This window comes from Burkholderia sp. NLJ2 (genome assembly GCF_049487195.1).
GTDB classification, from domain to species: domain Bacteria; phylum Pseudomonadota; class Gammaproteobacteria; order Burkholderiales; family Burkholderiaceae; genus Burkholderia; species Burkholderia pyrrocinia.
Genome location: NZ_CP137808.1, coordinates 3,378,843 through 3,398,854, shown reverse-complemented (window position 1 = coordinate 3,398,854; position 20,012 = coordinate 3,378,843). Strand labels below are relative to the sequence as shown.

At 68.2% G+C, this 20,012-nt stretch carries 22 protein-coding genes; 10 read left to right on the top strand and 12 right to left on the bottom strand.

Translation table 11 applies throughout. From position 1 onward, the window contains the following. Nucleotides 1–41: 41 nt before the first annotated feature. Nucleotides 42–1,001 carry an NAD(P)H-dependent flavin oxidoreductase gene (locus R9B84_RS15650; RefSeq protein WP_065499061.1) on the bottom strand — a complete coding sequence of 320 codons (960 nt, stop codon included), beginning with the start codon at nt 999–1,001 and terminating at the stop codon, nt 42–44. Between the two features lie 282 nt (nt 1,002–1,283). Between R9B84_RS15650 and R9B84_RS15645 the strand changes: the two genes are divergently transcribed. Next, a complete protein-coding gene (locus tag R9B84_RS15645) occupies nt 1,284–2,180 on the top strand; it encodes an alpha/beta fold hydrolase (protein ID WP_423758632.1) in 897 nt (298 codons plus the stop codon). 30 nt (nt 2,181–2,210) lie between these two features. Here R9B84_RS15645 and R9B84_RS15640 read toward each other — a convergent pair whose 3' ends face one another. Beyond that, a complete protein-coding gene (locus tag R9B84_RS15640; protein WP_047899190.1) occupies nt 2,211–2,702 on the bottom strand; it encodes an Lrp/AsnC family transcriptional regulator in 492 nt (163 codons plus the stop codon). A 112-nt stretch (nt 2,703–2,814) separates the two neighbouring features. Between R9B84_RS15640 and R9B84_RS15635 the strand changes: the two genes are divergently transcribed. Then, nucleotides 2,815–3,717, top strand: a complete 903-nt coding sequence (locus R9B84_RS15635) for a DMT family transporter (RefSeq protein WP_423758631.1) — start codon at nt 2,815–2,817, stop codon at nt 3,715–3,717. Between the two features lie 243 nt (nt 3,718–3,960). Here the strand turns inward: R9B84_RS15635 and R9B84_RS15630 are convergent, their stop codons facing one another. The 4 genes from R9B84_RS15630 to R9B84_RS15615 are packed head-to-tail and all read right to left on the bottom strand — an operon-like array spanning nt 3,961 to nt 6,610. Continuing rightward, nucleotides 3,961–4,167: a DUF1289 domain-containing protein gene (locus R9B84_RS15630; protein WP_423758630.1), complete on the bottom strand. Its 207-nt coding sequence runs from the start codon at nt 4,165–4,167 to the stop codon at nt 3,961–3,963. Beyond that, nucleotides 4,164–4,670, bottom strand: coding sequence for a YbaK/EbsC family protein (locus R9B84_RS15625; RefSeq protein ID WP_423758629.1), 507 nt, complete (start codon nt 4,668–4,670; stop codon nt 4,164–4,166). Before R9B84_RS15625 ends, R9B84_RS15630 begins: the two co-directional genes overlap by 4 nt. Before the next feature lie 26 nt (nt 4,671–4,696). Beyond that, complete coding sequence (locus R9B84_RS15620; RefSeq protein ID WP_423758628.1) at nt 4,697–5,629, bottom strand: hydroxymethylglutaryl-CoA lyase; 933 nt, start codon at nt 5,627–5,629, stop codon at nt 4,697–4,699. Nucleotides 5,630–5,668: 39 nt separating this feature from the next. Beyond that, on the bottom strand, nt 5,669–6,610 hold the full coding sequence (locus tag R9B84_RS15615; RefSeq protein WP_423758627.1) for a 2-hydroxyacid dehydrogenase: 942 nt from the start codon (nt 6,608–6,610) through the stop codon (nt 5,669–5,671). 412 nt (nt 6,611–7,022) lie between these two features. Between R9B84_RS15615 and R9B84_RS15610 the strand changes: the two genes are divergently transcribed. Continuing rightward, nucleotides 7,023–7,646 carry an RBBP9/YdeN family alpha/beta hydrolase gene (locus R9B84_RS15610; RefSeq protein ID WP_423758626.1) on the top strand — a complete coding sequence of 208 codons (624 nt, stop codon included), beginning with the start codon at nt 7,023–7,025 and terminating at the stop codon, nt 7,644–7,646. A gap of 46 nt (nt 7,647–7,692) precedes the next feature. Here the strand turns inward: R9B84_RS15610 and R9B84_RS15605 are convergent, their stop codons facing one another. From R9B84_RS15605 to R9B84_RS15595, 3 genes are all read right to left on the bottom strand, one after another. Then, a complete protein-coding gene (locus R9B84_RS15605; protein WP_423760016.1) occupies nt 7,693–7,839 on the bottom strand; it encodes a hypothetical protein in 147 nt (48 codons plus the stop codon). Between the two features lie 44 nt (nt 7,840–7,883). Next, nucleotides 7,884–8,168, bottom strand: coding sequence for a hypothetical protein (locus R9B84_RS15600; RefSeq protein ID WP_423758625.1), 285 nt, complete (start codon nt 8,166–8,168; stop codon nt 7,884–7,886). 160 nt (nt 8,169–8,328) lie between these two features. Next, entirely contained in the window at nt 8,329–9,249 is a 921-nt protein-coding gene (locus R9B84_RS15595) for a LysR substrate-binding domain-containing protein (protein ID WP_423758624.1), read from the bottom strand. Nucleotides 9,250–9,361: 112 nt separating this feature from the next. Between R9B84_RS15595 and R9B84_RS15590 the strand changes: the two genes are divergently transcribed. Beyond that, nucleotides 9,362–10,000 carry a glutathione S-transferase family protein gene (locus R9B84_RS15590; protein WP_423758623.1) on the top strand — a complete coding sequence of 213 codons (639 nt, stop codon included), beginning with the start codon at nt 9,362–9,364 and terminating at the stop codon, nt 9,998–10,000. Between the two features lie 42 nt (nt 10,001–10,042). On the opposite strand, the gene R9B84_RS15585 is transcribed toward R9B84_RS15590, so the two are convergent. Continuing rightward, the gene (locus R9B84_RS15585) at nt 10,043–11,314 is read right to left on the bottom strand and encodes an MFS transporter (RefSeq protein WP_423758622.1); all 1,272 of its coding nucleotides are present in this window, start codon (nt 11,312–11,314) and stop codon (nt 10,043–10,045) included. Nucleotides 11,315–11,420: 106 nt separating this feature from the next. Here R9B84_RS15585 and R9B84_RS15580 point away from each other — a divergent pair, with 106 nt between their 5' ends. The 3 genes from R9B84_RS15580 to R9B84_RS15570 all read left to right on the top strand — a co-directional run bounded on the left by R9B84_RS15580 (nt 11,421) and on the right by R9B84_RS15570 (nt 13,171). After that, nucleotides 11,421–12,467, top strand: coding sequence for a LysR substrate-binding domain-containing protein (locus R9B84_RS15580; protein ID WP_423758621.1), 1,047 nt, complete (start codon nt 11,421–11,423; stop codon nt 12,465–12,467). Between the two features lie 96 nt (nt 12,468–12,563). After that, nucleotides 12,564–12,791: a type II toxin-antitoxin system Phd/YefM family antitoxin gene (locus R9B84_RS15575; RefSeq protein WP_423758620.1), complete on the top strand. Its 228-nt coding sequence runs from the start codon at nt 12,564–12,566 to the stop codon at nt 12,789–12,791. Then, nucleotides 12,791–13,171 (top strand): type II toxin-antitoxin system VapC family toxin, encoded by a 381-nt coding sequence (locus R9B84_RS15570; RefSeq protein WP_423758619.1) that lies wholly within the window; start codon nt 12,791–12,793, stop codon nt 13,169–13,171. Before R9B84_RS15575 ends, R9B84_RS15570 begins: the two co-directional genes overlap by 1 nt. Before the next feature lie 21 nt (nt 13,172–13,192). Here R9B84_RS15570 and dapA read toward each other — a convergent pair whose 3' ends face one another. Next, on the bottom strand, nt 13,193–14,086 hold the full coding sequence (gene dapA, locus R9B84_RS15565; protein WP_423758618.1) for a 4-hydroxy-tetrahydrodipicolinate synthase: 894 nt from the start codon (nt 14,084–14,086) through the stop codon (nt 13,193–13,195). 452 nt (nt 14,087–14,538) lie between these two features. Between dapA and R9B84_RS15560 the strand changes: the two genes are divergently transcribed. Both R9B84_RS15560 and R9B84_RS15555 read left to right on the top strand, forming a co-directional pair. Next, entirely contained in the window at nt 14,539–15,558 is a 1,020-nt protein-coding gene (locus R9B84_RS15560; RefSeq protein ID WP_423758617.1) for a sulfate ABC transporter substrate-binding protein, read from the top strand. Nucleotides 15,559–15,749: 191 nt separating this feature from the next. Next, entirely contained in the window at nt 15,750–16,712 is a 963-nt protein-coding gene (locus tag R9B84_RS15555; protein ID WP_423758616.1) for an ion channel, read from the top strand. Between the two features lie 37 nt (nt 16,713–16,749). Here R9B84_RS15555 and R9B84_RS15550 read toward each other — a convergent pair whose 3' ends face one another. Continuing rightward, nucleotides 16,750–17,364 (bottom strand): glutathione S-transferase family protein, encoded by a 615-nt coding sequence (locus R9B84_RS15550; RefSeq protein ID WP_423758615.1) that lies wholly within the window; start codon nt 17,362–17,364, stop codon nt 16,750–16,752. 193 nt (nt 17,365–17,557) lie between these two features. Here R9B84_RS15550 and R9B84_RS15545 point away from each other — a divergent pair, with 193 nt between their 5' ends. Continuing rightward, the gene (locus tag R9B84_RS15545; RefSeq protein ID WP_423758614.1) at nt 17,558–18,115 is read left to right on the top strand and encodes a sugar O-acetyltransferase; all 558 of its coding nucleotides are present in this window, start codon (nt 17,558–17,560) and stop codon (nt 18,113–18,115) included. Nucleotides 18,116–20,012 lie beyond the last annotated feature (1,897 nt).

Genomic DNA, 20,012 nt, shown 5'->3' with positions numbered 1-20,012 from the left:
TTGTCGGACGGGATGTGCGGCGGCAATGACCGCCGCATCCTTCAGCGTGCGATGCCGAGCCGCGCCTTTGCTTCGTCGTACTCGCGCTTCAGACGTTCGACGAGCGCACCCACGCTCGGCAGGTCGTCCATCAGGCCGACACCCTGGCCGGCGCCCCAGATGTCCTTCCACGCCTTCGTCTTGTCGCCGCCGAAATTCATCTTCGTCTTGTCGGATTCCGGCAGCGCTTCCGGATCGAGGCCGGCTTTCTCGATGCTCTCGCGGATGTAGTTGCCGTGCACGCCGGTGAAGAGGTTCGTGTAGATGATGTCCGAGGATTTCGCGTTGACGATCGCGCGCTTGTAGTCCTCGACCGCGTGCGCTTCCTGCGTCGCGATGAAGCGCGTGCCCATGTACGCGAAATCGGCGCCCATCGCCTGCGCGGCGAGGATCGAGCCGCCGTTCGCGATCGAGCCGGACAGCACGATGGGACCGTCGAAGATCTTGCGGACTTCGCCGACGAGCGCGAACGGCGACGTCGTGCCCGCGTGGCCGCCCGCGCCGGCCGCGACGAGGATCAGCCCGTCGACGCCGGCTTCGAGCGCCTTCTGCGCGTGGCGCAGGTTGATCACGTCGTGCAGCACGATGCCGCCGTAGCTGTGCACCGCGTCGACGATCTCGCGTGCCGGTGCGCGCAGGCTCGTGATGAAGATCGGCACCTTGTGCTCGACGCACACGCGCACGTCGTGCTCGAGCCGCGCGTTCGACTGGTGGACGATCTGGTTGACCGCGATCGGGCCGATCACCGCATCGGGATGCTTCGCCTTGTGGTCGGCGAGTTCGGACTGGATCTGCGTGAGCCACTCGTCGAGCAGTTCGGCCGGACGGGCGTTGAGCGCGGGGAACGAACCGACGATGCCCGCCTTGCATTGCGCGAGCACGAGTTCGGGGTAGCTGACGATGAACATCGGCGACGCGATGACGGGCAGCGTCAGGTTCTGCAGGACGGTGGGCAATGCCATGTGATGTCTCCAGTCTCCAGGGAGGGCCGGCGCCGGCGCAGTCGCGCCGATACCGACACCATGCTTTGCGGTCGAACGGTGATTCGAGTGTAGTTGCGGACCCGGTCGTTCGTCGAGATTAATACGAACGGTCGTGCGATTCTACGCGAGCTTAACAAAATACGCGGTGTGGCGGCAATCGAGTGAGTGTTCTCTTTCTACGGATTCTGGCTGTTGCCCCGCTGTGCAGACGCGCGCGCGCTCCTAAAATAGCCGCCATAACAAACCAACGAGAAATAAACCATGTCGTTTGAGGCGTTTGCACCGTTTCGCGTGACGGTGCAGGACACCGACATCTTCGGTGTCAAAGGAGGCGCGGGCCCGCCGCTTCTGTTGCTGCACGGGCATCCGCAGACCCACATGATCTGGCATCGCGTTGCCGCGACGCTCGCAAATCACTTCACGGTGATCGCCACCGACCTGCGCGGATACGGCGCATCGGGCCGGCCGCCGAGCGATGCGCAGCACGTGCCGTATTCGAAACGGGCGATGGCGGCCGATCAGGTCGCCGTGATGCGGCATTTCGGTTTCGAGCACTTCCATGTGTGCGCGCACGATCGCGGCGCGCGTGTCGCGCACCGGCTCGCGCTCGATCACGCGGACGCCGTCGAGCGGATGATGCTGCTCGACATCGCGCCGACGCTCGCGATGTACGAGAAAACCGATCGCGCGTTCGCGACCGCGTATTTCCACTGGTTCTTCCTGATCCAGCCGGAGCCGCTGCCCGAGACGCTGATCGGCGCGCATACCGATGCGTACATCGAGCGCGTGATGGGCAACCGGTCCGCCGGGCTCGCGCCGTTCGCGCCGGCGGCGCTCGACGCGTACCGAGCCGCGCTCGCGCAGCCGGGCGCCGTGCATGCGATGTGCGAGGACTACCGCGCATCGGCGACGATCGACCTCGAGCACGACCGTGCGGATCTCGAGCGCGGCAACAAGGTCGCGTGCCCGCTGCGCGTGCTGTGGGGCGAGCACGGGATCGTCGGCCGATGCTTCGATCCGCTCGACGAATGGCGTCGCGTCGCGCGCGACGTCAGCGGCCGCGCGCTCGAATGCGGGCACTACATTCCGGAGGAGGCGCCCGTCGCGCTGATCGACGAACTGCTCGCGTTCTTCGAGGCGCGCGACCCGGCCGCATAAGGGCGTGAGCGGGCGGCGCGGGCCGTCCGCTCAGCGGTGCGCGTTGTCGTCCTCGACGAGCGGCGGCAGGCGGCGCGGCACGGGCGTCGATTTCACGATCGCGGTGCTCGTCTCCGCGCGCTCCGTCACCTTCGACAGGATGTCGTCGAGGTGCTCGATCGTGCGCAGGTAGAGCCGGCAGATGAAGCAGTCTTCGCCGGTCACCTTGTCGCATTCGACGAATTCGGGAATCCGCCGCAGCAACTCCTCGACCAGATGCAGCTGGCCGGGCAGCGGCTTCACGCGGACGATCGCCTGCAGCGTGTAGCCGAGCGCGCGCGGATCGAGCTCGACCGTGAACGCGGCGATTACGCCTTGCGCCTCGAGCCGCCGCACGCGGTCGGCGGTCGCGGGCGCCGACAGCCCGATCTGCCGCGCGAGCTCGCTGGTCGCGATGCGTGCGTCGTCGGCCAGCGCCGCGAGGATCGCGCGGTCGGTCGCGTCGAGCGACGCAACGGCGGGTGGGGAAAGGCGTTTCGGCATGATCGCTTTGCTTTCGAAGGTAAATCGGCTGATTCGCTTCAGTTTAGCCGTGGTTGCGGCGAAAGCAAGTTTCTAGAATCGAAGTCATCCACTCTCATCAACGGAGTTCATGATGGCTTCGAATGAAATTCGCCGCGGCGCCGCCGAGATGGTCGTCGCGATGATGATGTCCGGCACGATCGGCTGGCTCGTGATGTCGTCGCGGCAGCCGCTGACGAACGTCGTGTTCTTCCGCTGCCTGTTCGGCGCCGCGACGCTCGCGATCGTCTGCGCGGCGTTCGGCTTCCTGCGCCGCTCGCTGTTCTCGCCGCGGATGCTCGCACTCGCGACGCTCGGCAGCGTCGCGATCGTCGCGAACTGGCTGCTGCTGTTCGCCGCCTATTCGCGCGCGTCGATCTCGATGGCGACCGCCGTCTACAACACGCAGCCGTTCATGCTCGTCGCGCTCGGCGCCATCGTGTTCCGCGAACGGGTCACCGCGTCGACGGTCGCGTGGCTCGCGCTCGCGTTCGCCGGGCTCGTCTTCGTGGTGCGCGTCGAGCCGGCCGTGCTCGCGGTGCCGGGCGAATATCTGGAAGGCGTCGCGCTGTCGCTCGGCGCGGCATTCCTGTATGCGATCTCGTCGATCGTCACGAAGCACCTGAAGGGCACGCCGCCGCACCTGCTCGCGCTGCTGCAGGCCGGCCTCGGCATCGTGCTGCTCGCGCCGTTCGCGCACTTCGATACGCTGCCCGCGACTGCGGGGCAATGGCTCGACCTCGTCGTGCTCGGCGTCGTGAACACGGGCCTGATGTATGTGCTGCTGTACGGTGCGATCCAGAAGCTGCCGACCGCGATGACCGGCGCGCTGTCGTTCGTCTATCCGGTCGTCGCGATCGTCGTCGATCACGTTGCGTTCGGGCAGACGCTCGCGTGGACGCAGGTGTTCGGCGCGCTGCTGATCCTGCTCGCGGCGGCCGGCGTGAATCTCGGCTGGCGCATCGTGCCCGCGCGTCGCGCGGCGGTCGGCAACTGAAACGATCGTACGATTCGGCGCCGCGACGGGGACCCGCCGCAGCTCGCCGGGTACGGATTTCGGGAGCGCGGATTGCGCTCGAAAAGCGCCCGCCCGCACGCGCGAAAGACGCTGTAAGAAGTTGTAGGGAAACACCCGATGCAATGCGGCCGCGTCGCTCGTATGATGCGGGCTGTGACGTTGATCACGTTCACAGGATTCCGATCTCGACGCCGTTCGCCCGTGAGGTTGAACGGCTTTTTTTTATGTGCCGCTCCCGGCGAGCATGCGCCGGCGCGCATCGAGCCGCGCGAGCAGCGCGCGCCTCGCGTCGTCGTCCGACGCTCGCCACCCCTTGATCTCGTCGCGCGTGCGCAGGCAACCCGCGCACCAGTCGGTGCGCGGATCGATCCTGCAGACGTCCGTGCACGGCGATACGACCGTGCCGACAACCACCGGCACGTCGCTCATGCGTTGCCCCGCAATGCGACGTCCGCGACCGGCGCGCCGGTCAGCGACACGAGTTCGTGCGGCGACAGGTTGAACACCGCGTGCGGGTGGCCGGCGGCCGCCCACAGGCTGTCGAGCTCGAGCAGGTCGGCGTCGATCAGCGTGACGGGGTCGACGAGATGGCCGATCGGGCAGACGCCGCCGATCGCATAGCCGGTGTTGTCGCGCACGAACTTCGCGTCCGCGCGGCCCACCGCGCCGACCTGCGCGGCAACCTTCTTCTCGTCGACGCGATTGACGCCGCTCGCGACCACGAGCACGGGCGCGCCGTCAGACTCCCGGCGAAACAGGATCGACTTCGCGATCTGCGCGACCGAGCAGCCGAGCCCGGCTGCCGCCTCGGCCGACGTCTTGCCGGTGTCGGCGAGCATCACGATGCCTTTCGCATGGCCGCGCTCGCGCAGCAGCAGCGCGACGCGTCGCGCGGAATCGGGGAGGGAATCGAATGAAGCAGGTGTCGTCATAGTGAGGAATCCATGGAATGCCGGGGTCAGACGCAGGTCGCGGCGTCGTCCGCGCTCTGCGCCTTGGCGAGCAGCGCGCGACCGGCGCGCGACACGTTCGTGCGGCCGATCGCATTCGAGATGAAGTCGCCGGCGGCGACCACCTGCGCGAGATCGACGCCGGTGTCGATGCCGAGGCCCTGCATCAGGTACAGCACGTCTTCGGTCGCGACGTTGCCGGTCGCGCCCTTCGCGTACGGGCAGCCGCCGAGGCCCGCGACCGACGCGTGGAAGATCTCGATCCCTTCGAACAGCGCCGCGTAGATGTTCGCGAGCGCCTGGCCGTAGGTGTCGTGGAAGTGGCCCGACAGGCGTTCGCGCGGGAACACGCGCGTGACGGCCGCGAGCACTTCGCGCGTGCGCTTCGGCGTGCCGACGCCGATCGTATCGGCGATGTCGATTTCGTCGCAGCCGAGCGCCGCGAAGCGTTCGACGACGTCGACGACCGACGCGACCGGTACCTCGCCCTGGTACGGGCAGCCGAGCGTGCACGACACGCTGCCGCGCAGCCGCAGGCCCGCATCCTTCGCGGCCTTCGCGACGGGCTCGAAGCGCGCGATGCTCTCGGCGATGCTGCAGTTGATGTTCCGCTGCGAGAATGCCTCGCTCGCCGCGCCAAAGATCACGACTTCGTCGGCGCGCGCGGCGAGCGCGTTCTCGAAGCCCTTCAGGTTCGGCGTGAGCACCGAGTACACGGTGCCCGCGCGACGCTCGATGCCGGCCATCACGTCGGCGCCGTCGGCCATCTGCGGCACCCATTTCGGCGACACGAACGACGCGGCCTCGATGTTGCGGAAGCCGGCACGCGACAGCCGGTCGACGAGCGCGATCTTCACGTCGGTCGGCACGAAGGTCTTCTCGTTCTGCAGCCCGTCGCGCGGGCCGACTTCGACGATCTTGACGGCGGTGGGGAACATCATGGTTGTCTCCTGGTTCCTGGTATCTGTGTAGGGCGGAATTCAGTAGCCGCGCGCGTAGTCGACGATGCCGCCGACGGGCTCGCCGCGCTCGAACGCGCGGATCTTGCCGGCGATCTGCTCGACGGCCTCCGCGCGCAGCGTTTCGGCCGAGCTGTGCGGCGTGATCGTGATGCGCGGTGCGCGCCAGAACGGATGGTCGTCCGGCAGCGGTTCGTGCTGGAACACGTCGAGCGTCGCCGCGGCGATCCGGCCGCTCGCGAGCGCGTCGAGCAGATCGGCTTCGACGAGATGCGCACCGCGCGCGACGTTGACGACGTACGCGCCGGGCGCGAGCCGCGCGAACGTGCGCGACGACAGGATGCCGTCGGTGTCGGGCGTGCTCGGCAGCAGGTTGACGAGCACCTTCGCGCCGTCGATGCACGCGTCGAACGCGCCGTCGCCGGCGAAGGTCGCGATGCCGTCGAGCTGCTTCGCGCTGCGGCTGTAGCCGCGCACGGGCAGGCCGAGCGCCGCGAGCGCGAGCGCAACCTGCGCGCCGAGCACGCCGAGGCCGAGCACGGCGACGGTGAACGTTGCACGCCGATGCGGTTCGAGCGGCTGCCAGCGGCGCTCGCGCTGCTGCGCGTCGTATTCGTCGAAACGGCGCAGGTAGCGCAGCACCGTGTGCGTCACGTATTCGACCATCTGCTGCGCCATGCCCGAATCCTCGAGCCGCACGAGCGGCACGTGCGCGGGCAGCGTGCCCGGATGCGCGCGATCGAGCGCGAGCAGCGCGTCGACGCCCGCGCCGAGGTTGAAGATCGCGCGCAGGCCGTCGCGCGGCGCGAAGAATTCGCGCGGCGCGCGCCACACGAGCGCGTAGTCGGCGGCGGCCGTGTCGCCCGGCTGCCATGCGCGCAGTTCGGCTTCCGGCAGCGCGTGCGCGATCTCGTCGCGCCACGCGCCGGCTTCCTGGTGCGGGGAATAGAACAGGATCTTCATTGCATGACTTCGCGCGCGCCGGCGAGGCTCGTCACGGGAACGGCGAGAGGGGCCGGGCGCAGCGCGCCGGCGGGCGTAGCGGACATCGGGCGTCTCCTGACGGCCGGGCCCGGCGCGTCGGCGCCCGGCCCGGTTCGGTGTGAAGCTGACGGGAAGCCCACATTCTACGGTTTCGCGGCATATTGCGCCGCTGCACGGGCGGGCCGCCCGGCGCGGCCGGAGTCGGGCCGCCGGCGCCGGGCGGCCGGCCCCGGGTCGCCGTCCGGCGGACGGCCGCCCCCCGGATGGCCGTCCCCCGGATGGCCGCCCCCGGATGGCCGGCCCACGCAAAAGCAAAGCACAAAATATTGGTTCGGCCGCCGGGTGCCGCGCGCCACAATCGAAACTCGTCTTCAAGCAAGCGAGGGCAATCATGCGCGCATGCAGCAAATCGGCGTGGCCGCCGCGGCTCGTCACCGTTCCGGGCCTGCACGGCAGCGAAGGCGCTCACTGGCAGACCTGGCTCGAGCGGCAGTTCCCGCGCTCGTTGCGCGTCGAGCAGGACGACTGGGACGCGCCCGATCTCGCGCGCTGGGCGCAGTCCGTGCGCGCGCTGCTCGACCGCGAGCGCGGCCCGTTCGTGCTCGCCGCGCACAGCTTCGGCTGCCTCGCGGCCGCGCATGCGCTTGCGCAGGGGCCGCATGCGGGCGATGTCGCGGGCGTGCTGTTCGTCGCGCCCGCCAGCCCGACGAAATTCACGTTTGCCGGGCCGTTCGACGCGCGTCGGCTCGTGGTGCCGTCGATCGTGATCGGCAGCGAGACCGATCCGTGGATGCCGCTCGCCGATGCGCGCACGCTCGCGCAGCGCCTGGGCAGCGCGTTCGTGAACCTCGGCGACGCCGGGCACATCAATACCGCGGCCGGCTTCGGGCCGTGGCCGCGCGCGAAGTACTTCGTCGACACGCTCGTCCATTGCGCGGCGCCGCTGCGCTTTCGCGATGCGGACGACGACTTCGATGCCGCGCTCGTCGACCGCGCGCTCGCGCACGCGGTCTGACGGGCGGCGCACGCTGCGCGGCGGCTGCCGCGCAGCGCCGTTGCGGTTACGACGCGGAGACGGGCCGCACTGCGGCCGGGTCCGAATCGCTCGGCCGGCCGTTCTCGACGCGGCCCGCGAAACGGCGCGAGAACGTGCCGTTCGCGCCATCGCTCACCGTCACGTCATACCATTGGCGGTTCGCTGACGGCATGTTGTCCACCTCGGTTCTGCGGTCGGGGGACGGAAGCGGCGCGATCAGCTCGGCGAAGATGCAGCAGTGGCCGACGCGGCTGCGTTCGTCGCGGGCTTCGCGTCGTCGTCGTCATCGGGCGGGTAGTGCACGACGGGCGGCGCGAGCGGGGCGGCATCGGACGCGGCGCCGTTCGCGGTGGCATCGCTGTTGAACGCGCTGGCCGAGCCGCTCGATGCGCCGGCCTGCTGCGAGGCGTCGGCCGCGTGCGCGTCGTGCGGCGCGTCGTCGCTGCAGGCGGCGACGAAAGCGGCGGCACAAAGAACGACGACGACGGAAACGCGACGCATGACTTCTCTCCTGGCAGGCTGATCGGGAAACGTCTTCGAGTATGCCGTTGCGATGCGACGTTTCGGTGAATCGTTTGCGACCGGTGCGCGATCGCGAAACTCTTTCGTCAAACCAACGAATTACTTTCGTGTGCGTGCAGCCATTGCCGACCGGAGCCTGTCAGCGCCGCGGCGTCCTGCGCCGCACTTCGCTGCGCAGCCAGTCGAGCCAGGTGCGGATCGCCGCTTCGTGCGGATGGCCGGGGCGCCACACGACGTAGTGCGCATACACGTCGGTCACGCGCACCGTCGACACGCGCACGAGCGTGCCGGCCGCGAGTTCGGGCTCGATCAGCGAGCGGCGTGCGAGTGCGACGCCGCGCCCTTTCAGCGTCGCGTCGATCAGCGCGGTCGCATCGGTGAAGCGCGGCGCGCGCGCGGATTCGGTGAGGTCGAGCCGCGCGGCCTGGAGCCACGGTTCCCACGGCTGCGCGGGATGGCGCAGCAGCGTCGCCCGCACGAGATCGCCCGGCGCGCGCGGCGCGACGCCGTCGCGATTGCGGTACGCGGGGCTCGCGACCGGAAAGATCGTCTCGTTCATCAGCTTCTCGGCGACGACGCCCGGCCACGTGCCGGGCCCGTAGCGCAGCGCGACGTCGATGCGGTCGCGCTTGCGCAGCGGCGCGAGCGCCGCGTCCGGGTGCAGCACGATCGCGATGTGCGGATGCGCGGCCGTGAAGCGCGGCAGGCGCGGCGCGAGCCAGCGCTCGGCGACGCTCGGCAGCACGCTGACGTTCAGCGTGACGTCGCGGATGCGCGGGCGGCTGCGCACGGCGAGCGTCGGCTCGAATGCGCGTTCGAGCACGCTCAGGCCCTGGCGCACCTGCAGCGCGAGCGCGTGCGCGGCGTGCGTCGGTGTCGCGCCATTGCGCTCGCGCGTGAAGAGCGGATAGCCGAGTTGCGCCTCGAGCGTGCGGATGTGCTGGCTGACCGCGCCTTGCGTAAGCGCGAGTGCATCGGCCGCGCGCGTAAAGCTCTGCAGCCGCACGGTGGTCTCGAACGCGCGCAGCGTCTGCAGCGGAGGGAGGTGGATGCGTCGCATGCGGGTATTAGTAACACTAATGCCCGAGCACGACAATTCATCGTTTGCGGCGCCCGGGCACGCGTTCCTACACTCGGTTCCGTCTTCCACAGCCCCGTCGGGCCACCTCATCATGAATGCATATCGTCTCTATCTTTCGCCGGGCGCCTGCTCGCTTGCCGCTCACATCGCGCTGGAGGAAACCGGCGCGCCGTTCGACGTCGAGATCGTCTCCGTGCAGAAACAGCAGAACCTCGAAGCGCGCTATCTCGCGATCAATGCGAAGGCGCGCGTGCCCGTGCTCGCGATTCCGGGCGAGCCGCGCGTGCTCACCGAAACGCCGGCGATCCTCACGTATCTCGCGCGCCGTCATCCGGATGCGCGATTGCTGCCGCTCGACGATCCGCTGCGCGAGGCGCGGTGCCACGAATGGCTCGCCTGGCTGGTCGGCTGGGTGCATGGCGTCGGCTACGGCGCGTTGTGGCGGCCGGGCCGCTTCATCGACGATCCGGCACTGCACGGTGCGGTCAGCACGCACGGGCGCGGCACGATCGATGCAGCGAACCAGAAGATCGAAGCCGCGCTCGCCGACGGCCGCACGTGGGCCGAACCGGGCGCGCATTCGATCGTCGATCCGTTCCTGCTCGTGCTGTATCGCTGGGGTGTCGCGATCGGACTCGACATGACGCGGCATCCTGCGTGGACGGCCCATGCGCAGCGCGAGGCCGAACGGCCGGCTGCGCGGCGTGCGCTGGCGCGCGAGGCGGGCTGACGGATGCGCGGGCGTCGTTGCGTTCGCGGCGACGCTCGGCCGCTATCGCACGGCGAACAGCGGATAGGTCGCGCCGGCGATCAGCGCGGTCGCGAGCCAGACCACACTCCATGAACTGACGGCGAGCAGCGGCGGAATCGCGAGCGGCGTCGCGAACAGCCCGAGGTAGACGATCGTGTTCGCCATCCCGAGTGCGGTGCCCGCGTGGTTCGCGCCCGCGAGCGTCGCGAGTTCCGTGTACGCGACGCCGTGCCACGCCGATACGCAGATGCCCGCGAACACGAGAATCGCAACGATCGCGGCAAGCGGCACGTGCTGGCTGCCTGCCGTCGCGGCTGCAAGTAGCGCGAACGATCCGGCCGCGACGAGCACCGAACCGCGCAGGTATGCGCGCCGGTTGCCGTGACGGTCGGTATGACGGCCGCTCCAGACGCGCATCACCATTGCGCCGAGCTGCAGCGCGACCATCGCCGCGCTGATGCCGGCGAGGCCGAGCCGGCCGAAGTCGTGCAGGAACACCGTCGCGAACGTGAGCACCGCGAACTGCGGCGTGCACAGCAGGCCCATGCCGAGCACGATGCGCCACACGCGGCCGCTCGCGAGCGGGCCGCGCGCATGCCGGGCGGGTTGCTGCTGTTCGACGGAGCGAGGCACGGTGCCGGGCACGGCGGCCGGCGCCGCGGGTGGCTCATGCAGCCAGCGCCAGGTCAGCGCGGCCGATCCCGCGCACAACAGCATCAGCGCACCGAACACCGCGGCGAAGCCCAGATGCGACGCGAGCGACGGCAGCAGCGCGGCGCCGACGCCGCCGCCGAGCGGCACGGCCGTCTGGCGGATGCTCATCGCGAGCCCGCGTTCGCGCTCGCCGAACCAGCGCATCACCGCGCGCCCGCTCGACCCGTTCACGCTGCCGCCAAGCAGGCCGACGCAGCTCATCGCCGCGACGACGCGCATCAGCGGCGGCACCGCGTGCGCGGTCGGGACGATCGTGCACACCATCAGCGCGAGCATCGCGGCCGTCGCGACGAGCCCGGTCAGCAGCACGCGGCGATCGCCGAAGCGATCGGCGGCCATTCCCCACGGCAGCTCGGACAGCGCGACGCCGAAGCCGAGCGCGCCGAGCACGAGGCCGAGCGCGCCGTTGTCGAGGTGATAGGCCGCGCGCATCCACACGGCCGTGGTCGGAATGCCGGCCGCGGCGGCCGAAAAGCTCATGTTCGCGGCGACGCCGGCCGCCAGCACGCGCCAGCGGTGGGCCGGCCCGCGCGCGTCGCGGGCGGGCGAGGTGGGGGAAGCGATGCAGGTGGTATCCATGGCGGCAGACCCGGTTGGAAATTGACATCGACAGTCTGGCGGCCTACATTCATCCTGAAAATCGGAAAGTTTTTGATGAATCGTTCGATAAAACAGGATGGTTGACGTGCCGGGACAAGATATTCCCCGTGGTGGCGGCGAGCCGCTCGCAATGGCCGATGCCGCGCAGGCCCGGCCCAACTTCGACGTGGCGGCGCTGCGCAGCCTCGTCGCGGGCGTGGATCTCGGCAGTTTCGCGAAGGCAGCCGACCGCGTTGCTCGCTCGTCGTCGGCGGTGAGCGCGCAGATCCGCAAGCTCGAGGAGCAGGCCGGCACGCCGCTGTTCGTGAAAGCCGGGCGTGGGCTCGCGCTGACCGACGCCGGCGACGCGATGCTGCGCTATGCGCGGCGGATGATCGAGCTGAACGACGAGGCGGCCGCGGCCGTACGCGGCGTGAATCTCGACGGCTGGGTGCGCGTCGGGCTGCAGGAGGATTTCGGCGAGGCGATCCTGCCCGACGTGCTCGGGCGGTTTGCGCGCGCGCATCCGAAGGTGAGGATCGAGGCGCGCGTGGCACGCAATGCCGATCTGCTCGACCGGCTCGATGCGAACCAGCTCGATCTCGCGCTCGTGTGGGGCGACCCGGCGTCGGCGGCGCTCGTGTCGCGGGCGGGGATCGACAGCGAAGCGATCGCGCAGGTACCGATGCAATGGATCGGCGCGGCGGGCGCAGGCGGGTTCGGGATGCCGGACAGCGGTGGGGAGGAGGGCGCAGGAGGCGGTGCGGGAGAAGCGGGCGGCCGTGCGGCGCGTGCACCTGGCGAGCCGCTGCCGCTCGTCGTGTTCGACCGGCCGTGCCGGTTCTTCGGCGCGGCGGCCGATGCGCTCGACCGCGCGGGCGTGCCGTGGCGCGTTGCGTTCACGACACCGAGTCTTGCCGGACTATGGGCCGCGGCGGCGGCCGGACTCGGGCTGACGGTGCGCTCGCACTACGGGCTGCCCGCGTCGGTGCGCGTGCTCGATGCGGCTTCGTTCGGGCTGCCCGAACTGCCGAGCCTGCCGCTGATCCTGCTGCGGCGCACGTCGTCGGCGACGCCGACGGTCGACCGGCTCGCGCGGATCGTGACGCAGGCGGTGCGGGACGCGGCGGAGGGGGCGGCGCTGGCGGCGTGATATCGATCGACACGCATGCGTTCGGCTGGACGTTCGGCCTATTGGAGGGATGGGGCGAGTGTCGTGACAATGGTGGATTACTCAATGGAGGCCATCATGCAAGTTGCCACTGTCCCCGAAGCCACGCTCGATCTTCAGCGGCTTCTCGATGCCGCGATCGCCGGCGAACGCGTCGTGATCATGCAGGACGGCAAGCAGTCGGTCCGGCTCGTGCCGCTCAGGCCTATTCATCACTACGGGCTCCTCAAGGGGCAGATATGGATCGCGGACGACTTTGACGCACCGCTTCCCGATGATTTGCTGGATGCGTTCGAAGGAAAGTGATGCGGCTGCTTTTCGATACGCACATCTTTCTCTGGGTGTGGGCCAATGATCCGAAACTGAGCGCTCGCGCGCGCAATCTGATCGCTGAAGCCGACGAGGTGTTCATCAGCAGCGCGAGCATCTGGGAAGTCGCGATCAAGGCCGGGACGGGGAAGCTGGACGTGGATGTGGATCGGATGGTCGAAGCGATTGCGATGAGCCGGTATCAGGAGCTGCCGGTTCTGGCCGCGCACGGCGCAGCCGTGCGCTATCTGCCCCATTACCATCGCGACCCGTTCGACCGTTTACTGGTCGCGCAGGCATCGTGCGAACCGATGCTGCTCATCACCGCTGACCGCCATCTTGCCCAGTATGGCGCGTCGCGAATTCTGACGGTCTGAAACAGTTTTCGGAGCGAAATCCTACGTTGCCGCGACCGCTTGCGCAGACGCTTCCAGTTCCGCGCACAGCTTGCCGAGCCGCTCCCGCAACCCCTCGCTTGCCGGCACGAACGGCAGCCGCAACCCGTCCTCGCACCACCCTTGCGCGGCCAGCACGGCCTTCACCGGCGCCGGGTTCGGCTCCGCGAACAGCGCCGCGACGAGCGGCTGCAGCGCGACCGACAGGCGCCGCGCATCGGCGAGCCGTCCGTCGCGCAGCAGCGCATGGATGCGCACATGCCATTCGGGCAGCACGTGCGCGCTGCTCGCGATCGCGCCGTGCGCGCCGGCGCACAGTGCCGCGAAGTTCTGGTTGTCGTCACCGGACAGGATCGCGAGCGGCGTGTCGTGCACGAGCCGGCTCATCCGGTCGAGCGTGCCGCCGCATTCCTTGATGCCTGCGACGCGCGGGTCGCGCGCGAGCGCCTGCAGCGTGTCCAGTTCGACGGTCACGCCGGTGCGGTACGGGATGTTGTAGACGAGCACGGGCAGGTCGGCCGCATCGACGATCGCCTCGACATGGCGGCGGATGCCGTCCTGCGTCGGCCGTACGTAGACGGGCGGCGTGACGAGCAGCCCGTCGGGCCGCAGCGCGGCGAGTTCGCGCGCGCGGGCGGCCGCGAAATGCGTCGCGCTCGCGGTCAGCCCGACGACGATCGGCAGGCCAGGCGCCGCGTCGCGCAGCGTCGCGAACACGGCGTCCTGTTCGCGCGCGTCGAGCAGCACGCCTTCACCGGTCGTCGCGCCCGCGACGAAGCCCGCGATGCCCGCGGCCGCATAGTGGTGCGCGAGCCGCGCGAGTGCCGCATGGTCGACCTCGCCGTGGTGGAACGGCGTGATGATCGGCAGCCAGATACCTTCGAAACGTGTGTGCATGCAAAGCCTCATGGTGGAAACGGAGTGGGAGGAAACCGTTCCGCCGGCGGAGTGCCGGAACCAGGCATGCGGGCAAGGAGAAAGAAACGACCTGCGGGCATCCCGTCCGGCATTCGCCTGACGGGACGCGACGTCCCCGTCAGTCGAGGAGTCGTTTTTTCAGTTTCAGCCCGGCCGCGCGCGCACCTGCCGCGACGGCGGCAAGGATCGAGGGCGAGCGCAGGGCAGCGGACATGGATGAACCGTGAAGTGGGCTGAGCGGCGATCTTAACACCGGATCGGACGCGTGCGCGAGCGCCCGCCGCCGTTTAGCAGGATTCGAGATTTGCTTTCCACGACTGATTGGAAAGCGCGCCGCGCCCGGCCGCTAGAATGCCCGCTTACGTTTCGATGACAGCGCGTACGCGTGCCGTCACGCACATTCACCACCACTGGAAACGGGGCATATCACGATGGCAAGCATGAAGGGGATCGGCCGCTGGCTGCACACGGGCGCGGCGGCGGCGCTGGTCGTGGCGGCGACGGCTGCGCACGCGGACACGTCGATCCTGAACGTGTCGTACGACGTGACGCGCGAGCTGTACAAGGACATCAACGCGAGCTTTGCCGCCGCCTACAAGCAGAAGACCGGCGAGACGGTCGCGCTCAAGCAGTCGCACGGCGCGTCGAGCGCGCAGGCGCTGTCGGTGCTGCAGGGGCTGCAGGCCGACGTCGTGACGATGAACCAGCCAAACGACATCGACCTGCTCGCCGAGCGCGGCCAGCTGCTGCCGAAGGACTGGCGCGCGCGTTTCCCGGACAACAGCTCGCCGTACTCGACGACGATGGTGTTCCTCGTGCGCAAGGGCAACCCGAAGGCGATCAAGGACTGGAGCGATCTCGCGAAGCCGGGCGTCCAGGTGATCATCGCGAACCCGAAGACGTCGGGTAACGGCCGCTACGCGTATCTCGCCGCGTGGGGCTTCCAGAAGCAGAAGGGTGCGACCGACCAGCAGGCGCTCGACTTCGAGAAGGCGATCTTCCGCAACGTGCCGGTGCTCGACTCGGGCGGCCGAGGCGCGACGACGACGTTCACGCAGCGCGGCATCGGCGACGTGCTGGTCACGTTCGAGAACGAAGTCGCGCTGATGGACACGGGCGCGTCGGGCGCGCAGTTCGACGCCGTGTATCCGTCGGCGAGCATCCTCGCGGAGCCGCCCGTCGCCATCGTCGACAAGGTCGTCGACAAGAAGGGCACGCGCAAGGTCGCGCAGGCGTATCTCGACTACCTGTACACGCCGGAAGCGCAGGAGATCATCGCGCAGCACCATCTGCGCCCGCGCGACGCGAACGTGCTGAAGAAGCATGCTACCGAATTCAAGTCGCTGAAGACGTTCAGCGTCGAGCAGGTTTTCGGCAGCTGGGCGAACGCGCAGAAGACCCATTTCGCCGACGGCGGCACGTTCGACCAGGTGATCGTCGACCGGAAGTGACCGCGGCGCGCACTGCGCGCTTGTCCGCACGATGACGATGCAGCCGGCCGCTTTCATGCGGCCGTTTTTTTCGTCGCTGCGTGGCCGCATGCGTCCGGCGGCGCGGCGAATTTCCATTCCGAATCGACACGCATTCCCGGTTGCCGCCGCGCGTGCTACGCTCGTCGCCTCCCTGCAACCGGCACCGCGCGATGAACGTCGATTCGTCCTCCCCCGCCTCCCGCGGCCGTGGCCGCAAGATCTGGTCGGGCACCCGCCCGGTGATCGCGTACGGGATGCCGCCGCTCGGCTGGCGCGATTTCTATCACCGCGCGCTGACGGTGAGCTGGCCCGTGTTCTTCCTGTCGCTCGCGGTGGTGTTCCTGCTGCTCAACGGCGGCTTCGCGTCGCTCTACATGCTTGGCTACGCGTCGATCGCGAACCAGTCGCCGGCAGGGTTCGGCGGCGCGTTCTTCTTCAGCGTCGAGACGCTCGCGACCGTCGGCTACGGCGACATGCATCCGCAGACCATTTATGCGCACCTGGTCGCGACGTTCGAGATCTTCGTCGGGATGTCGGGCATTGCGCTGGCCACGGGGCTCGTGTTTGCGCGGTTCTCCCGGCCGCAGGCGAAGATCCTGTTCGCGCGCTACGCGATCGTGCGGCCGCTGAACGGCCGGATGACGCTGATGGTGCGCGCCGCGAATGCGCGTCAGAACGTGATTGCCGAGGCGCAGGCGAAATTGCGGCTGATGCGCGTCGAAGGCACGCACGAGGGCTACTCGCTGCGCAAGATCCACGACCTGCCGCTCGTGCGCAGCGAGCATCCGATTTTCCTGCTCGGCTGGAACCTGATGCACGTGATCGACGAATCGAGCGCGCTGTTCGGCGAGACGCCGGAATCGCTCGCCGCGCGCGACGCGTCGTTGCTGATCACGATCGAGGGTTCGGACGAGACGACCGCGCAGGTCATGCAGGCGCGTCACTCATGGGCGCATGGGGAGATTCGCTGGCGTCACCGCTATGTCGACCTGATGCACGACGAAGACGGCGTCACGCACATCGACTACACGCATTTTCACGAGGTCGTGCCGGTCGACACCGACACCGACGAGCGCGGTTCGCCGGGCGTGGTGGTCGAAGCGGGCGCCGCGGCGCAGGGGCCGGCTGCATAGGTGTGTTCGTGGGGCGGCGGGTGCCGCCCCGCATGCGTCACGCGTGCAGCAGACGCGCCGCTTCGCGTTGTTCGATCGCGACCGCGCGGCGGAACGCGTCGCGGTCCTCGGCTCGCGCGACGTAGTCGCCGAGCACGCCTTCGTGCGGCAGCAGATGCGCGTCGAACGCGATCTTCAGCGTGCTGGCGAGCAGCAGGTCGGCTGCGGTGAAGCGGTCGCCGACGAGCCAGGGGCTATGGGCGAGCGCCTGCGCGAGCGCGCGCTGCACGCGTGTGATGTTGCCCCAGCCGAACGCGACCGGATTGCCCGACGCGCCCGTGAATTTTTCGGCCATCGCCGGTTCGAGGCAGGTCGGCGTGAAGAACATCCATTGAAGGAAACGGCCGCGCAGCGGATCGTCGGGCGGGATGCCGAGCCCGGCGCCCGGGCAACAGTCGGCGAGATAGAGCAGCACGGCGCCCGATTCGGCGAACGGCGCGCTGCCGTCGTCGAGCGCGGGCAGCTTGGCCATCGGGTTGACCTGCACGAATGCGTCGCTGCCCTGTTCGTGCGAGCGCAGGTCGATCGGCACGAGTTCGTACACCACGCCGATTTCCTCGAGCATCCACAACGCCCGGAATGCCCGGGTCTTCGGCCAGTAGTAGAGCTTCATCGCGCCTCCGCGTTTCGGTGCAGGCAGGGTCCGGTGGATGCTCAAGCGTACCCGAGCAACGCGGGTTCGACAGGGGTTTAATGAGTGACTAGTTATATAAATACTAGTCATAAATTCGAATCTGGAATCTCGGTGCAGATCGGCACGACTGCGATGCACCGGCGGTTCGACCGTTCAGGGAGACACGCAACGTATGGCAAACGACGATCGCACCACGATCATTCCGCGAAGAACGCCGGAATCGGCGGCCATGGTGGCCGAGGTCAAGCGAGCGATGGCGATCGCCGCGCGGCTCAACCGTCTGACGTTCGACGATGCGGCAGAAGTTCGCGCGTTGTTCAGCGAACTGATCGGCACGCAGGTGGACGACGGCTTCGTGCTGATCCCGCCGTTCCATGCGACGGGCGGTGCCGGCATGAAGATCGGGCGCAACGTGTTCGTCAACCAGAACTGCACGTTCTACGACCTGGGCGGGCTCGAGATCGGCGACGACGTGATGATCGGGCCGAACGTCAGCCTCATCACGTCCGGCCATCCGGTCGAACCTTCCCGCCGACGCGATTTCGTTGTCGCGAAACCGATCGCGATCGAACGGAACGTGTGGATCGGCGCCGGCGCGACGATCATCGGCGGCGTGACGGTGGGCGAGAATTCGGTCGTCGCGGCCGGGGCCGTCGTCACCAGGGACGTTCCGCCGAATACGCTGGTCGGCGGCAATCCGGCAACGGTCATCCGTTCGATTGCCGAGTGAGGTTACCTGGAAGCGCGTGTCGGCTTGGGTCCGCGCATTGGGACGGATGTGGACAACCCACCGCCAAGGCGACTCGAAACGCTGTGCATTTGAATGGTGAGGGTGCTGCCGAGGCTGTCGGGACAAGGCTTTCCGGTTATCGCCCGAATGCAGCGAGATGATGCGCAGATCGCTTCCGCCGATGTGCCGACGAACGTTGCTTCGCACGATCCGTTGTGGATATCCGAGCATCGAAACGACTCGGCGCCCTGTGCGTTTCGCAGGTGAGGATGACCGGATGCCGCGCAATGCATGAAGAGGGTTGTGGATAACCGATCCACGGAACGACGCGAAATGCTGTGAAATTCAGCGGTGAGTGTCGGCGTCCGATCGCGCGACGCGCCTGCTCCGGCGCGGCTTCCCGACCTTTGGTGTGATTCGGAGCGCCGCGCATTCTAGCCGAACGCGCGCATGCGTGACCGAACCGCGAGTGCGTGGCGATTTGGATTCCGGCCCCGGAAGCCAATCGAAGGGCCGTGCATTCTAACGGTGAGCGCGGATGTGTGGTTCGCAACGAGCAGATTTCATTGCGCGCTCCAACCTTCTCAAGCGACTCGACGCGCTGGGCAATTCAATGGTGAGCGTGTGTGCGCTCTCGGCGGGCAGCCGGTCAAGACGCGGCCGTTCGGCCGGCAACGTCGTCTGAAGCGCTATACATTTCAGGCTCGTGTGAGAGCACACGATCGAAGGCAACGCGGATTCCGGTGTGGATATCCGGCTAACGAGACGACTCGCGGCACTGTGTATTTCGAAGGTGAGAGTCGATGCCCGATCGGACGGCGCGCCGATCCCGGCGTGGACTCCCGGCCGTCGCGGTCCTCGGAAACGCACTTTCATGGCCGATCAGCGGATTCGCACTCATGTGGATATCCGTCTCTCCAAGCCACTCGAAGCGCTGTGGTTTTCGACGGTGAGGGTGCGTACGTGGCCGGACGGCGGAGCCGGCCCGAGCGTGGAAAACTGGCGCTGCGGCCACTCGAAGCCCCGTGGCTTTCAACGGTGAGGGCGCGCCCGAGACCGGCCGGCAGAACCCGTTCGGGCGGTGGACAACTGCCGTCGAAGCCACTCGAAGCGCCGTGGTTTTCAACGGTGAGGGTATGCACGAGACCGGACGGCAGAGCCGGTTCGGGCGGTGGACAACTACCACCGCAGCGACTCGAAGCGCTGTAGTTTTCAACGCTGAGGGTGCGCTCGAGACCAGACGCTAGAGCCGGTTCGGGCGGTGGACAACTGCCCCTGCAGCCACTCGAAGCGCTGTAGGTTTTAACGGTGAGGGTGCACCCGAGACCGGACGGCAGAGCCGGTTCGGGCGGTGGACAACTACCACTGCAGCCACTCGAAGCGCTGTGGTTTCCGACGGTGAGGGTGCACCCGAGACCGGACGGCAGATCCGGTTCGGGCGGTGGACAACTACCACCGCAGCCACTCGAAGCCCTGTGCATTTCAACGGTGAGTGCAGGCCTGCGATCGCGCAGCGTGCGTGTTCCGGTGTGAATATCCGGCCGGCGAACCCACTCGCGATCCTGTGTATTCGCTCGGTGAGGGTGAATCGCGGATCGACGAAATCAGCCGATCCCGATGTGGATATCCACCGCCGAAACCCACTCGTCAGGCTGTGAATTTCAACGGTGAGCGTCGGCGTCCGATCGAACCGGATACCGATTACGGATGTGGACATCCTGGCCCCGACGCCACTCGAAACGCTGTGCATTCGAACGGTGAGCGCGCGAGCCCGATCGGCCGAAGGGCGCGGCATTGTGGACATCCCGCGCTCCCGACCAATCCGAACGCTGTGCATTCCACTGGTGAGCGTGACCGCCTCGGACCGCCGAATCCCTTGTCACACGGGGCTCGAGCG

Excerpts from the sequence above, each read along its gene's own strand:
- R9B84_RS15650 (WP_065499061.1), bottom strand. The coding sequence starts at position 1,001 with ATGGCATTGCCCACCGTCCTGCAGAACCTGACGCTGCCCGTCATCGCG.
- R9B84_RS15645 (WP_423758632.1), top strand. The coding sequence starts at position 1,284 with ATGTCGTTTGAGGCGTTTGCACCGTTTCGCGTGACGGTGCAGGACACC.
- R9B84_RS15640 (WP_047899190.1), bottom strand. The coding sequence starts at position 2,702 with ATGCCGAAACGCCTTTCCCCACCCGCCGTTGCGTCGCTCGACGCGACC.
- R9B84_RS15635 (WP_423758631.1), top strand. The coding sequence starts at position 2,815 with ATGGCTTCGAATGAAATTCGCCGCGGCGCCGCCGAGATGGTCGTCGCG.
- R9B84_RS15630 (WP_423758630.1), bottom strand. The coding sequence starts at position 4,167 with ATGAGCGACGTGCCGGTGGTTGTCGGCACGGTCGTATCGCCGTGCACG.
- R9B84_RS15625 (WP_423758629.1), bottom strand. The coding sequence starts at position 4,670 with ATGACGACACCTGCTTCATTCGATTCCCTCCCCGATTCCGCGCGACGC.
- R9B84_RS15620 (WP_423758628.1), bottom strand. The coding sequence starts at position 5,629 with ATGATGTTCCCCACCGCCGTCAAGATCGTCGAAGTCGGCCCGCGCGAC.
- R9B84_RS15615 (WP_423758627.1), bottom strand. The coding sequence starts at position 6,610 with ATGAAGATCCTGTTCTATTCCCCGCACCAGGAAGCCGGCGCGTGGCGC.
- R9B84_RS15610 (WP_423758626.1), top strand. The coding sequence starts at position 7,023 with ATGCGCGCATGCAGCAAATCGGCGTGGCCGCCGCGGCTCGTCACCGTT.
- R9B84_RS15605 (WP_423760016.1), bottom strand. The coding sequence starts at position 7,839 with ATGCCGTCAGCGAACCGCCAATGGTATGACGTGACGGTGAGCGATGGC.
- R9B84_RS15600 (WP_423758625.1), bottom strand. The coding sequence starts at position 8,168 with ATGCGTCGCGTTTCCGTCGTCGTCGTTCTTTGTGCCGCCGCTTTCGTC.
- R9B84_RS15595 (WP_423758624.1), bottom strand. The coding sequence starts at position 9,249 with ATGCGACGCATCCACCTCCCTCCGCTGCAGACGCTGCGCGCGTTCGAG.
- R9B84_RS15590 (WP_423758623.1), top strand. The coding sequence starts at position 9,362 with ATGAATGCATATCGTCTCTATCTTTCGCCGGGCGCCTGCTCGCTTGCC.
- R9B84_RS15585 (WP_423758622.1), bottom strand. The coding sequence starts at position 11,314 with ATGGATACCACCTGCATCGCTTCCCCCACCTCGCCCGCCCGCGACGCG.
- R9B84_RS15575 (WP_423758620.1), top strand. The coding sequence starts at position 12,564 with ATGCAAGTTGCCACTGTCCCCGAAGCCACGCTCGATCTTCAGCGGCTT.
- R9B84_RS15570 (WP_423758619.1), top strand. The coding sequence starts at position 12,791 with ATGCGGCTGCTTTTCGATACGCACATCTTTCTCTGGGTGTGGGCCAAT.
- dapA (WP_423758618.1), bottom strand. The coding sequence starts at position 14,086 with ATGCACACACGTTTCGAAGGTATCTGGCTGCCGATCATCACGCCGTTC.
- R9B84_RS15560 (WP_423758617.1), top strand. The coding sequence starts at position 14,539 with ATGGCAAGCATGAAGGGGATCGGCCGCTGGCTGCACACGGGCGCGGCG.
- R9B84_RS15555 (WP_423758616.1), top strand. The coding sequence starts at position 15,750 with ATGAACGTCGATTCGTCCTCCCCCGCCTCCCGCGGCCGTGGCCGCAAG.
- R9B84_RS15550 (WP_423758615.1), bottom strand. The coding sequence starts at position 17,364 with ATGAAGCTCTACTACTGGCCGAAGACCCGGGCATTCCGGGCGTTGTGG.
- R9B84_RS15545 (WP_423758614.1), top strand. The coding sequence starts at position 17,558 with ATGGCAAACGACGATCGCACCACGATCATTCCGCGAAGAACGCCGGAA.